We start from the raw sequence: 13,491 nt of genomic DNA, 5'->3' as shown, positions 1-13,491 counted from the left end.
TCAGCGTATATAGTACCCTTTCAACTAAAGAGTCAATATCATTTTTTCAATTTTTTAAAAATAAAAATATAAAATTAAAAGTTGTATTCCAATGTATTACACTAAAAATAAGAACGTAAATTAAAAAATCAAAAAACGTTAAGAAAAATATGGTATTTAAAATAAAGTATAGCACCTTATGGTAATGCTGAGAAATAGGAAATCCCTTTGAATAGATTAATCATTATAGCCTACTGTTTTAGACTCCAACATTCCTTTAAAGGATATTGATTCATCTTGATTTTAAGAAGCATTCTTTGAAATCTTTCTGTACCGGTATGATTTATAAAAACATTGCGATATAATAAAGAGTTTGCATGATCTATCATCTGCAAAAAGAATCAAATTCTTGTAGAAACATACTAAGCTATGTTAGCTTTCTTCATTTAATATTGAATTGAAAAGTATGCTTAAAATCTATGTGGGATAACGAACAACAAAAAAACGATCCCGGACAGGACCCTGCTCTTGTCATCAAACGCTTGCGACCGGAACGCCGACAAGTCTCAGCTCGTTGGCTGACCGGAACAGTGCTGACAGGAATCACTTCCTGTATTCTGATGGGGATTGCACTTTTTACGGCTCTTGATGAACAACAGCGATTGGTCACACCACCACAATGGTTTACAAAAGAAAATCTCTCACAAGCACAAGACCCTGAAGCCAATGGCTATAAAGGGGATCGTATTGCACCCACTCATGCACGGCAAAGCTTTGACAGTAAACGTCAGTTCGAACTCTCAATTCTACAAAAAAAGGGGGATGAAAAAGTCATTCAAACACAACATTTTGAATGGATTCGCATGGCTTTAGCCGAAAAGCGTCCCCACAAATATAATTATCCAAAATTTGACTCTTTAAGCATTCTTGCCAGTGATTCGAAAAGTCAAAGCGCCAGACCACAGGATTCTGGACAAATTTATGGTACAAAGGTTGAAACAAAAATCACCTTGCGCAGTTACGATTTTAAGGTAAATCAGTTTGATTTTGAAAACACCGATACGCTAACAGATGAAGAAGCACAACAAGAAGTACAAAAAGCTGGATTTACTTTAGAAAAAAGTAGCGAGCTTCTTTCAGTTCTCACACTCTTCGATCCTTTAAAATTAGAAGATGCCTTTTCCGATTCTCAAAAAACAGAGTCCCCTGAAGTCCGCATTGTTCAAGAAAATGTAACCGTCTCTCCGCAAAGTCACCGTATTGATCTGACAAAAAACTATGTTGAAGACATTATTCCTATTCGTAAAAAACAAACGATCGCTGATGCTTTTAAAAAAACCAGTTACACAAAGAATCAAATTGAGCAAATTGTTAGTACTCTGGAAAAATTCAACCTTTCCGATACTTTGAAAGAGGGAAGTCTTTTACGTATTGGTATCGTCACGCAGGCTGGAGAAGAAGATCATCTCGTGCGTGCAAGTATTTATCAAGGGATGTATCATGTGCTCACCATTGCTCTCAATGATAAAGGTCAATTTATTAAAAGCACAGAGCCTAAAATGTCTAAAGCCCTTAAAACGGCTTTTCAAAATGGTATCCCGCATTCTTATATCAATAGCGCGCAATTACCAACAGCCTATGATGCCCTTTATAGTGCTTTGCTAAGCCATAATATATCACAATCTCTCTCTTATCGCCTTATTCGTCTGCTGGCGACCAATATTGATATGAAAAGCCAAATAACCCCCAATGATCAGATCGAAATATTTTATGCTATACCACAAAGCGATAAAGAAACCCAAAATGGCAAAAAGAATTTAAAAGCAAAAGAGCCATCCAAGAATGTTGATCCAGAAATTCGTTATATTAGTGCAACTTTTGGCCATACAACCTATAAATATTACCGTTATCAATCAAAAGATGGCAGCGTCGATTATTATGATTCTGAAGGAAAAAGTTCAAAGCCTTTCTTGCTGCGCAAACCCACACCAAACGGCATTTTTGGTTCCCCATTTGGACCACGCAAACATCCTATTTTAGGCTATGTCCGCATGCACACAGGCGTTGATTGGGTTGCACCAAAAGGATCACCGATTATTGCTGTAGGAGATGGTGTTGTCACAAGAGTCGGTATAACAGGTGGTTATGGGAATCATACAGAAATTCAACATGCTAATGGGTATGTGAGCAGTTATTCCCACCAAAGTCGTTATGCACCAGATATCAAACCAGGCGTGAAGGTACAACAAGGACAAATCATTGGCTATGTTGGAACAACAGGGATGGCAACCGGCCCCCATTGTCACTTTGAAATCATTGTCAATGGCGTCAAAGTTGATCCCATGCGCATTCGTATACCCGATAGCAAAGCCTTAACCAATCAAGACCTGCAAGTATTCTTGCAAGAAAAAAATAATATTGATTCCTTAATCAACAGCCCAATAACACCATCTGAAGAAACATAAAGCATGGAAAGATCTAAAACCGCTTTTTTTATGACTCAAAATATCTAAAAAACAGACTGTAGCACTTACTTTTCTCAAAAAATTCTGCACTTTAAAATATCCGTAAAAGAATAAGCTAAAAAGAGAAAACCCATGCAAAGCAGCATAACAACAATCAAAAATTAAACGCCCTCCCCTTTCAGATTTTACGCACAATAAAAAAGCGCAAAATATGAAGCACAAAAGAAGCCCCTCAAATTTTGAAAAAGTTACTTTTTACAAAAAAATAAACAATATTTGTATAAACTAAATATACAAATTGAAAAATAATTGATAAAATAAATAAATATTTATGAGGGTTAAATTGACTAAATAGAGTATATATAAAACGTATCTGTTTAAATTTACTTATTTTTTAAACTGTTAACTTTAAGTTTAAATTTTTATAAATGCAAAATACTTAAAATACAAATTGATAAAATCATCTTAAGTTTTGTAACATAAAGATAATAAAATATTTAAAAGGGGCTGAATTTATGAAATCTCCAACAATAAGTATGATTATTGTTACACTGTTGAATCCTTTTTTTCTTGTCTCTGAAAAAACTGGAGCGATGTCTTGTCATGTGCTAAATGATATCGCAGAATCAAAAATACAATCAGAAAAATTGCAGAATCACACACCAAATAAGAAAAACATCAATGACATTAAAAATCTAAGAAATTCTGATATTCCAGTTAAGAATGCTCAACAGCCCCATCAATTAAAACCTCTTCCCACCGACAGCGGTGACGTTTTTCAACAGCAGCAATCTCAAAAAAATAAGCATTCAAAAGCAATACAGAAACCTCAAAAACAGTCTCAATCTTCCAACAATTACACCATTATTATCGCAGCCGACCCCCAAGCATGGCGTTTGACAACCGGTGATCCGAATTCAATACAAAATAGAGCTCCATGGCTCAGGAAAAATAAAAACGTTGCAGCGGCCATAAAATCACATAAAGCAGATTTTATCATCGTGAATGGAGATTTAACAGAATATGGTCGAAAAGCAACATACAGCGATTATGCTAATATCTATAAAAAACTCGGTATTCCTGTTTATGAGGGACTAGGTAATCATGATTATGCTAATAATGCTCATGATTGCATGATACCTCGAGCATTCAATTTTTTCCAAGATGCTTGTGCGATAAGTGCTGTTGAAAGAATGGTGTCAGAAATAAAGAAATATGAAAAAACTCTCTCTAATTTCAATAAGCACCTCTCTGAACAAAGGGTTTCTAATGGTTTTTTTTATTATGGTTTTTATTTTATCCAAGGAAGTTTGAGTTATTCATGGGATTATGGAGATATTCACTACGTACAACTGCACAATTATCCACTCTATGAAGTGACTTTAAAAGACCTCACAACATCCGTACGTATTAAGAACTCTTTGGATTGGCTGAAAAAAGATTTAGAAGCGGCTGATAAAAGAGGGAAAGTAACAATTCTCAACTTTCACGATGCTCGTCCCTATTACAGAGATAGAAATTCACATTTTCTTCTACCCAAAAATGCGCAAAAGCTCGCTGTATTTAAATCAATCATTACAAAGCACAATGTCATAGCAATTTTTGTAGGACATGCACATCGAGAATTTTATTGCCGTGGATCAGATGATCCAGTCTTCGGAAATATCCCTATATATACATCTGGAGCACTCTTTAAAGGACACTATTATCTTGTCGATGTACATGGAAAAGACTTTTCCGTCAAAGGTTATAATGGGGAAACAGGGGTCCCCATTTTGGACCAAGATTTAGGACGAAATGGAACCTACCGCTCCCCTTGGGATAATTGCAGTAATTTATAAAGACACTTTTTGCTTTCAACTTTAACAAACGAAAGGGGGCACTTAATAATTATTTAAGTTGCCTCCTTTGTGTCACCTACATTTAAGTTTTGGCAAAGGAATGACAATCTTTGTTCCCCCCTAAAGCAAAAGTCCCAAACAGTGTTTTTTCACCCAATTGTGTATAGAGCTGTTCCACCACGACACGGACAAAGTTCTATCTTTTGTTTTGAGGTTTGGCTCTTCATCCCCACACGGTCATCTTCTATCATAAGCATCAATTGTCCATTAAGCTCAAAGCCGCATGAAAAATTCTTCGAAAACACTTTTACATAGAAAGCAAAAGTATTTTGCAAAAGAGACTTATCAAAGCGCAGAAGAAAACTCACCATATTAAAGCTGATAGTGTTCTCTTAAAGCCTTATACAAACCTTATGATTAACGATGACGCTACCATTGATTATTGCTTAATTTATACCCTAAAAAAAACATAAAGCTTTGTTTTTGGAATTTCTCACACATAATTCAATAGAGAAGAGAAAGCAATTGCAAAAAGAAAACACATAAATCAAGCAAAATTTGTAGGTTGATCTTATTGTTTTCAGTATAAGCTGTCTTTCAGATAGATCTGTATCATCTGATAAAAAATAACCAGAATACCATAAAAAAATCAAATTTAAAGTTCCTAATTAATATGACACCTATCAGGTATTTTCTGGGGGGGGGAAGGTAGTTTTTGATGATACCCTCATGAAATATAACATAATAGTTGCTGTGATTTTTTTTACCACCTTTGTTTGTATGAAGCCTTATAGCCTTCACGCGCAAAATGTTTGTATAAAAAACGAAACAAGGCGAGATTTTATCAATAAATTACCTAAACCGCAACGAATTGCATTTGATGATCGTTCCACAGATGTCTATATCGTTAATGAGCTAACCAATCCGCCTACTTCTATGGTATTAATCGATAAAGGTATAGAGCGTGGAGAATGGAAAACAGGTGAATATTGGAAGAATCAAGGACCTTCGAATACAATTGCATCTGGTTGTGTGGGAAAAGCAGCGACAACCTCCAATGCGTGGCTTTTTGGATCTGGAGGATGGGCTAAATATAAAGTACAAGATGATGGCACTATTTTAACATTTCGATGGTATAATCCTTATCATGGTGCCAATCAATATTCTGCTACCGCAAGCAAAAAAGGTTATTATTTTGAACGCGTGGAGGGAGTAGGTGATAACGCGAGAACAATTTGGTATATAAAAAGAAAGGCTCCTATCAAAAATTATAGCATTGTCATAGCAGCTGATCCGCAACCATGGCGTTTGAATATTGGCGATCCTAATGGGAACAGCAATAGACAGCCATGGTTAGAAACAAATAAGAAAGTTGCAATGGCACTAGAATCTCACGCAGCTGCATTTTATATCGTCAATGGCGATTTAACGGAGTTTGGTCGCCCCCAAACCTACCAAGATTATGCAGATGTCTATAAAAGCATGCCTTATCCAGTCTATGAAGGACTTGGAAATCATGATTATTACAATAATATTCGTGATTGTACGATACCGATAGAAAATCTTTCAAAGGATGCATGTGCGATAAGTGCTGTGAAAAGAATGTTGCAAGAACTAAAAAAATATAGCCGTTCTTTACCTGAATTTAATCAACATGTAACTTCTCGTAAACTTGCTCGCTTTGAAAGATTCGATGACATAATAACGGGAAGCTTAAGCTATTCATGGGATTATGGAGATATTCACTACGTACAACTACACAATTATCCAACTTATACTGCATATTTATCTGACGGTATGACGACAGTAAGAATAACCAGCGCTCTTAGGTGGCTAAAAAAAGATTTAGAAGCCGCTGATAAAAGAGGGAAAGTTACAATTCTCAATTTTCACGATGCCCGTCCTCATTTCGGAGATAAAGATTCGCATTTTCTTCAACCCCAAAATGCGCAAAAGCTCGCTGTATTTAAATCAATTATTACAAAGCACAATGTCAAAGCAATTTTTGTAGGACATACACATTGGCGATTCTATTGTCGTGCAAAGGACGATAAAGTCTTTGGCAATATCCCTATATACACATCTGGAGCACTCTTTAGAGGAGACTATTATCTTGTCGATGTACGAGGAAAAGATATTTACGTTAAAGCCTATAATGGGAAAACAGGAAAACCAGTTTTGCTCGAAAATTTAAAACTCAATGGAGCCATCCCCGCTCTCCGGGCGAGTTGTAGTAATTTATAGGGACATTTTTTCACTTTCAACTTTCACACACGAAAGGGAAAACCTTCAAATTATCTAAGGTGCTCCCTTTTCCCCCTATATTTAAGTTTTGGTAAAGGAATGATAATTTTTGTTCCCCCTAAAGCAGAAGTCCCAAACAGTGTTTTTTCACCAAATTGTGTATAGAACTGTTCCACCACAACACAAACAAAATTCTGTCTTTTGTTTTGAGGTTTGGCTCTTCATCCCCACACGATCATCTTCTATCATAAACATCAATTATGCATAAGACTTAAAGACCAAAGAAGATCTAAATATACCCGCCCGTTGATCAGGAAAAGCCTATTTTAAGGAATTAGTCAGCAATTCACCAAGAATAATTCCAAGGGTTGTCACATCTCGTAAAAACTGTCGAGACTCTTTAAATTCCGTGTGAATGGTTATGTTTTTTTGCCATTCAAAAGGATTGACCAATTCAACATCATGCACCACACAACTAAGTAAACTCTGCCAAGAGCGTTGTTTCCATATCATCACTCAAGCACAAACGACGATATGCTGTAGAAATTGTCTGAATACGATCCCGTGCAGCCCCTAAAACAATTCGATCATGCCAAGGGTTGTGGCATCTCTCGAAGACAAGCAAATCTCATAGGAATAATGATGTGTTTGAAAAGCCGTATTTTCTTCTTACTGAAAACGAACAAGCAGAAAAAATTGATGCCTTTTAAAAATCAGTCAGAGATTTTTTTGAACGCTTCGTGACTGAGTTTTGGCAAAGGAATGACAATTTTTGTTCCTCCTAAAGCAGACGTTTCAAAAAGGGGTTTTTCACCAAATTGCATACAAAGCTGTTCCACCACCACACGACCAAGTCCTGTCTTTTGTTCTAAAGTTTGGTTCTTCATCCCTACACCATCATCTTCTACAATGAGTATCAATTGTCCATTTACCTCAGGACCAAAAGAGATATAAATATGACCCGGTCGTTGATCAGGAAAAGCATGTTTTAAGGAATTAGTCAGCAATTCACCAAGAATAATTCCAAGGGTTGTTGCATCTCTTGAAGACAGCCGACACTCTTTAAAGTTCGTGTGAATGGTAATGTTTTCACGCAATTCAAAAGGCACTGCCAATTCGACATCATGCACCACAGAACTAAGAAACTCAGCCAAGAGCGTTGTTTCCATATCATCACTCAAACGCAAACGACGATGGGCTGTGGAAATTGTCTGGATACGATCTCGTGCAGCCCCAAGTACAGAACGGACTTCTTCATTTTTACTCCGATTTAACTGGAGTCCCAGCAAAGAGGACACCGTCCCAAGAGAATTGCCAATACGATGGCTTGCATCCTGCAACAACATTTCAACCCGTTGACGTTCTTTTTCGGCGTGATTGCGTGCTCTTTCTAATTCTTGTGTTCGTTCTTTTACACGGGCTTCCAGAGCGATATTTTCGCTATGAAGCAACAATTGATACAATTTTAAAGAACGCACATCACGATGAAAACGATTAATCACAAAATAGGCCGAAATAAAAGTACTCACAACAGAAACAATCGCTGCCAATGTTAAAGCAGCCCGCATCAATGCAATACCCTCACGCTGTTTTTGTCGCACCACATCATCGCCATTAATAAAGCTTGTCATCAATTGCGCTAAACGAGCCACGGGAATTCTCGAGACATCAGGAGAAGCGGAAGGTTGTAAAGACTGATCAGGAAGTTTATCAAGAGCCTGCATATGGGCATTCATAAATGCTTTTCGTGCTTCAACCTCGCCTTTAAAAGCTGTAAACCATTCATCCCATTGCGGATGCGCATAAACAATCAGCGCGATATAATCGAGAATATCCCCCAACTCCCGCTCAGCATTTTCAAAGCGGATTTTATCTTCCACCTTGCGTGTTTTTGCATAGCTGCGATCAGCAACCGCCATATCAATCAAGCTAATAAGCACCAAATCAGCCTGTTCGCGTAATTCTGAACTTGTATTTAACTGAGCAACTTCTCGATCAACGGCATTGGAAAGCAACATAATAAAAATCGATGCTAAAAGAGCCATAACAAGAGACACAATAATCGCAACCCACCGCCAGCGTGATATCGTTGCATCAGAAGAGGGCATTTGAGGCAGCACATTTGTCTTTGTTGTCATAGAATTTCCATTGGCGAACTTGAAAGTCGTCATTTTTCAGTACAAAGGAAGGCAACCTTATGGAACATAACGCCAAAAGCCTATGAGAACGTTTCATAAAAGCTTTTTTTGTGTTCCTAAAGAGCAAACGCCACATTTTCTGAATTTCCTCAGATACTGACTTTATTGTAATAGCTATAACGGGAATAAAAAAAACAAGGCTATCCATCATAATTATTATGCTTTTTTAGCCGTTAAATGAACACAATGTACTTCCAGCCGAATAAGAATCGGGACCATAATCAGATTCACCATCGACATGAAGAAGTTCCTGTAATCGATGACGCGCCCTACTCACACGGCTTTTAATGGTTCCAACAGCACAGCCACAAATAGCCGCAGCATCTTCATAAGAAAATCCCGATGCCCCAATGAGAATAATGGCTTCTCTTTGATCAGCTGAAAGCAGATTTAAGGCTTTTTTAAAATCTTGCAAATCAAGCGATCCATATTGAGAAGGATGAACAGCGACATTTTGGGTAAATACGCCGTCGGTATCTTGAACTTCTCTTCCCTTTTTGCGCATTTGACTATAAAATTCATTGCGCAAAATCGTAAAAAGCCACGCTTTAAGATTGGTTCCCATCTCAAAGGAGTCTTGTTTAGCCCATGCTTTCATCACCGTATCTTGGACCAAATCTTCAGCTTTATCGTGTTTGCCGCTTAAAGAAACAGCAAAAGCACGTAAAGCCGGCAATACCAAAAGAAGTTCTTGTTTAAAATTTTTCGCACACTTTGACATAAAGGGTTCAAACCTTTTTCACATTGTTTAAGCCCAATTGCTCTGCACGCTCCAACTTCTCTAAAAGCTCGAGCAACCGCCGTGGCAGCGCTTCTTCTTGAATTTCCATGTAAAATTGGCGTAATTTTCGTGCTATCTCGCTGTTGACCCCGAGAAGATCATCTCCAACTTTAAAGGGTGTGGTGAGATTTTTTTCATCACGGTCGTTCATTTTTCGTCCCCCTAATCCATATAATATCAGTAGCACCGCGAAGAATTTTTTCGCCTTATGGTTGTAAATAAGTCTATCGGTAAAAAGTTCCATACAAATCAAGGAACTTTTTTATCTGTTGCGAATTTCAACCAACAAAATGCTTGAAAGGTCAAAGGAGTTATAAATTATGTCATTATCAACGCGCATTGCCCCGCATCTTCCCTATCTTCGGCGTTTTGCCCGCTCTGTTACTGGAAGCCAATCCTCTGGCGATGCTTATGTATCAGCGATGTTGGAAGCCCTCATTGCCGATATTACCATTTTTCCCAAAGCATCCAGTGACCGGATTGGGACCTATTGGCTTTTTTGCCATCTTTTTGACCAAACCACTCCGAATATTCCTGAACCCTTGCCACAATTTGGACTTGAACAAAAAACCAGTGCTAAATTATCCTATCTCACCCCCCGTGCACGCCAAGCATTTTTGCTCATTGCCGTTGAAGGTTTTAATGAACAAGAAGCCAGTGAGATTATGAATCTGGATACGAAGGCGTTTCGCAAGCTTCTCAACCAAGCTTCTATCGATATTTCTCAACAAATTGCTACACAAGTGATGATTATTGAAGATGAGCCTCTTATTGCGCTTGATATTGAGCAAATGGTCGAAAGCTTAGGTCATCATGTTGTCGGCATAGCGCGCACACGCGATGAAGCGATCATCATGTATCATAAGCAAAAGCCACGGTTGATTTTAGCAGATATTCAATTAGCCGATAACAGTTCCGGCATTGATGCGGTCAATGACATTTTGCAAAATGACCGTATACCGGTGATTTTCATCACGGCTTTTCCCGAAAGGCTGCTGACCGGCGAGCGTCCAGAACCGACTTTTTTAGTCACCAAACCTTTTAATCCAGATATGGTGAAAGCGCTTATTTCGCAGGCTTTATTTTTTCAAGAGAATGCTTCTAAAGCGGCTTAGAACAAAGTAAACATCTTCCATTATGATCGTCACGCCTCTTTCAAAGCCTCCCATGGACAGATCTCATATGAGCGCGCTCATGCAAGCAATTCGCGGTGCTGATATTTGTGTTCTTTATCAGGCAACAAATCTGGTTTATTTATGGGCTGAAAACTTGCCACACCATTTGCACAATAAATGGCGGGTTGGGTGTCGTGACAGCGACTTTTTTTCGCTTGACCTTGCCGACAATATGGAAACCATTAAACTGCAAGTTTTAGCCAGTGGTAAAATGCAAACCGTTGAAGCACGTTTTGAAGATACGTGCAGACAAGAGATTTGGTACAAATTTTCTATTGATTGCCACCGCAATGACAACGGAGACATTATCGGTATTATCACCACTGGTGTTAATATTTCCGGCTTACGCCGGCGTGAACAAGTGCTTAAAATCCTCCTTAGAGAAGTCAGCCACCGTTCTAAAAATCTTCTAGCGATCATTCAAAGTATTGCCAGCCAAACAGCCCGCTATACTGAATCCCTTCAGATTTTCTTGCGCAAATTTCAAGGTCGCCTTCATTCTCTTTCTCATTCTCAAGATCTGATCACCGATTCCGATTGGCGTGGTGCCCAATTTCGTGAATTGGTCCAAACGCAAGCTTTAGGCTATTTAATGAAAGAAACGGAACGTTTTTCGCTTGAAGGCGTCGATCCTTATCTTTTTCCCAATGCCGCGCTGCACATTGGTTTGGCTTTTCATGAATTGATTATCAATTCTCTTTCTTTTGGCGCCCTTTCCCAAGAAAAGGGCAACGTCTGTGTCTGCTGTGAAATCGAAACAAAACCAAATGGCAAAACACACCTCCTCATCACTTGGAATGAACATTTTGAATCGGGCGCCCCTCCTACAAACCATAAAAAAGCCTGTTTTGGCAGTGCTGTTCTTGAAAAAATTGTTCCCATTTCTGTCAATGGCTCAGCTTCTTTCAAATTGACAAAAGAAGGGATTGTTTATCGCCTTTCTGTTCCAGATACCTATTTTGATATTTTTTCTTAAAAGAACCTTCCCCAAAAAAAGCCTTTCAAACCATAAATTCCTCTCTTTAGCAAAATCTCTAACTTATTCAGCACGCTCCTATTAAGCACAAAGATATTTTCCAACTGCGCAAAAAAAACTTACCTCTCTCAAGAATCCACACTTCTCAACAAACCTTAACAATGAAAACTCTACCACAGTCAAAACCCCTTCCCGCTGTTCATCAACGTCCCCCCCTCTTATAACCACCTATTTTAGGCAACATATTCATTTATCATGATCATTTACAACTTAAACAAGAATCCCCAATATCGTAGGATTCTCTCATTTCAAATCTTTCTCATGTTGAATCAATCAAAGCCACTCATTTGCACATCACAAGCAGAGAGAGCCGAGCCTGTGTGAATAAAAAACGATGAAGAAAAGAAAAAATATCTTTTCATGAATCGTCGAGAAATGCCAAAGCTTGGTCGATAAACACTCAAAAGCTGGAACAAGAGTATGATGCCAGCGCTCTTTCACAAGCGTAAAAGTGAGCGCGTAAAAATGAGCGTACTCAATGGCTTTTATAGAGTAATAAGCCAACACTATCACACACTTGTGCCAGCTTTGAGTGTTGCTACAGTTCTTGGCATTTTTCGACGATTCATAAAAAATCATTTTTACCTTGTCTTATACAAATTTGATCTCCACATTTACCCCGCTTGTTATGTGCAAATTTGTGATGTGCAAAAAAATGGTTTTAATTGATTGACGATAAACAGATTTGAAATGAGAAAATCTTACGTTATTCGGGATTCTCATTCAAGTTGAATAATGCTAAACTATCATTATAAATCAATATTTTACCTTTTATTATATGGGGGCTTTATCGTTATACCATTTTACGGCCACCATTCGTGAAATGAGTGTAACATACCTTCTGTCTCCTTTAAGAGAGAAATTACAAAGATAAAAAACAAGCCGTTTTAGCTTTTATTACCCAATCAAAGCGAACTCATTTCTCCTCTCTTTTTATGTTATTTTCACAATGCGCATAGCGTTTCATTTTGCAAGAAGATGAAATTTAAAGCATCAAAGCCAACATCAATCATTACGCTTCAGCTTTACGTGCTTAAAACATCCACGACAATGAACGCCCAGAAATTACGAACACATAGAAATTACACGATTTTATGATTTTATTTTATTGATCGCGTGTCTAAGTCATCTTCTTCACGCAAAAAAAGAATATCAGATAGTTTCCTCTGCTCACATTTTTTTTAATAATTTCTCGCCATTCCAAGCCGCTCCAAAATTTCTCCAAGCGCCCTTCAAAACAGCGCCTGGTACCCTCCCCCATAAAGTAAACCATTACCCCCCCCTCTTATCTTCACGGGTGAGCTCCCTTTACCTCCACAAAAGTACCCTCTTTTTACTCCACAAAAGCCCCCTTTACCTTCACAAAAACATTAAGCATCATTATATCCCCCTACACAACAAAACCCCTTTATATTGCCCCATCCGCCCCGTACAACAAACCCCATCCCCCCTACAATCAATCTTTGACGTTAGAGAGCATTCACAAGAGACATTTGGTGTTTTTTTCAAATATTCCCCCCTATTTTCCCCACCAGCTTAGCTTTTATGACATGCGAGCCAATGATTTTAATTGATTCAATCTAGAACCTTCTTGTGTTTGGAACCCTTGGAACCCTTGGAACCCTTGGAACCCTTGGAACCCTTGGAACCCTTGGAACCCTTGGAACCCTTGGAACCCTTGGAACCCTTGGAACCCTTGGAACTAAAGAACTTTAAAAACGTTTAACAGTGAAGAAGCCTTTAAGGCTGATAAATTGGAGTCATTACTGTCA

9 protein-coding genes and 2 pseudogenes are annotated in these 13,491 nt (G+C 38.2%); 6 read left to right on the top strand and 5 right to left on the bottom strand.

The genetic code is table 11. The annotated features are described in order from the left end of the window. Positions 1-458 precede the first annotated feature (458 nt). The gene (locus FNZ60_RS02535; RefSeq protein ID WP_142416154.1) at positions 459-2,444 is read left to right on the top strand and encodes a M23 family metallopeptidase; all 1,986 of its coding nucleotides are present in this window, start codon (positions 459-461) and stop codon (positions 2,442-2,444) included. A 515-nt stretch (positions 2,445-2,959) separates the two neighbouring features. Continuing rightward, positions 2,960-4,285, top strand: coding sequence for a metallophosphoesterase (locus tag FNZ60_RS02530; RefSeq protein ID WP_142416153.1), 1,326 nt, complete (start codon positions 2,960-2,962; stop codon positions 4,283-4,285). 72 nt (positions 4,286-4,357) lie between these two features. Here the strand turns inward: FNZ60_RS02530 and FNZ60_RS02525 are convergent. Continuing rightward, positions 4,358-4,557: pseudogene (locus FNZ60_RS02525) on the bottom strand (sensor histidine kinase); the annotation flags it as partial. Positions 4,558-5,014: 457 nt separating this feature from the next. On the opposite strand from FNZ60_RS02525, the gene FNZ60_RS02520 reads away from it, so the two are divergent. Beyond that, positions 5,015-6,529 carry a metallophosphoesterase gene (locus FNZ60_RS02520; protein WP_142416152.1) on the top strand — a complete coding sequence of 505 codons (1,515 nt, stop codon included), beginning with the start codon at positions 5,015-5,017 and terminating at the stop codon, positions 6,527-6,529. Between the two features lie 50 nt (positions 6,530-6,579). Here the strand turns inward: FNZ60_RS02520 and FNZ60_RS02515 are convergent. From FNZ60_RS02515 to FNZ60_RS02500, 4 genes and pseudogenes are all read right to left on the bottom strand, one after another. Next, positions 6,580-7,115: pseudogene (locus tag FNZ60_RS02515) on the bottom strand (sensor histidine kinase); the annotation flags it as partial. Between the two features lie 127 nt (positions 7,116-7,242). After that, positions 7,243-8,667, bottom strand: a complete 1,425-nt coding sequence (locus FNZ60_RS02510) for a sensor histidine kinase (RefSeq protein WP_142416151.1) — start codon at positions 8,665-8,667, stop codon at positions 7,243-7,245. Positions 8,668-8,893: 226 nt separating this feature from the next. After that, entirely contained in the window at positions 8,894-9,448 is a 555-nt protein-coding gene (locus FNZ60_RS02505) for an RNA polymerase sigma factor (RefSeq protein WP_142416150.1), read from the bottom strand. Positions 9,449-9,455: 7 nt separating this feature from the next. Beyond that, positions 9,456-9,659 carry a NepR family anti-sigma factor gene (locus tag FNZ60_RS02500; RefSeq protein WP_142416149.1) on the bottom strand — a complete coding sequence of 68 codons (204 nt, stop codon included), beginning with the start codon at positions 9,657-9,659 and terminating at the stop codon, positions 9,456-9,458. A 169-nt stretch (positions 9,660-9,828) separates the two neighbouring features. Between FNZ60_RS02500 and FNZ60_RS02495 the strand changes: the two genes are divergently transcribed. The 3 genes from FNZ60_RS02495 (at position 9,829) to FNZ60_RS10420 (ending at position 13,435) form a co-directional block, all read left to right on the top strand. Continuing rightward, positions 9,829-10,623, top strand: coding sequence for a response regulator (locus tag FNZ60_RS02495; RefSeq protein WP_142416148.1), 795 nt, complete (start codon positions 9,829-9,831; stop codon positions 10,621-10,623). A 22-nt stretch (positions 10,624-10,645) separates the two neighbouring features. Then, positions 10,646-11,659, top strand: coding sequence for a sensor histidine kinase (locus tag FNZ60_RS02490; RefSeq protein ID WP_142416147.1), 1,014 nt, complete (start codon positions 10,646-10,648; stop codon positions 11,657-11,659). A gap of 1,653 nt (positions 11,660-13,312) precedes the next feature. Next, a complete protein-coding gene (locus FNZ60_RS10420; RefSeq protein WP_281280239.1) occupies positions 13,313-13,435 on the top strand; it encodes a hypothetical protein in 123 nt (40 codons plus the stop codon). Positions 13,436-13,491 lie beyond the last annotated feature (56 nt).

This window comes from Bartonella massiliensis, assembly GCF_902150025.1.
In the GTDB taxonomy this organism is placed as follows: domain Bacteria; phylum Pseudomonadota; class Alphaproteobacteria; order Rhizobiales; family Rhizobiaceae; genus Bartonella; species Bartonella massiliensis.
The sequence above is the reverse complement of the archived record's forward strand: the minus strand, read 5'-3'. Positions and strand labels throughout refer to the sequence as shown.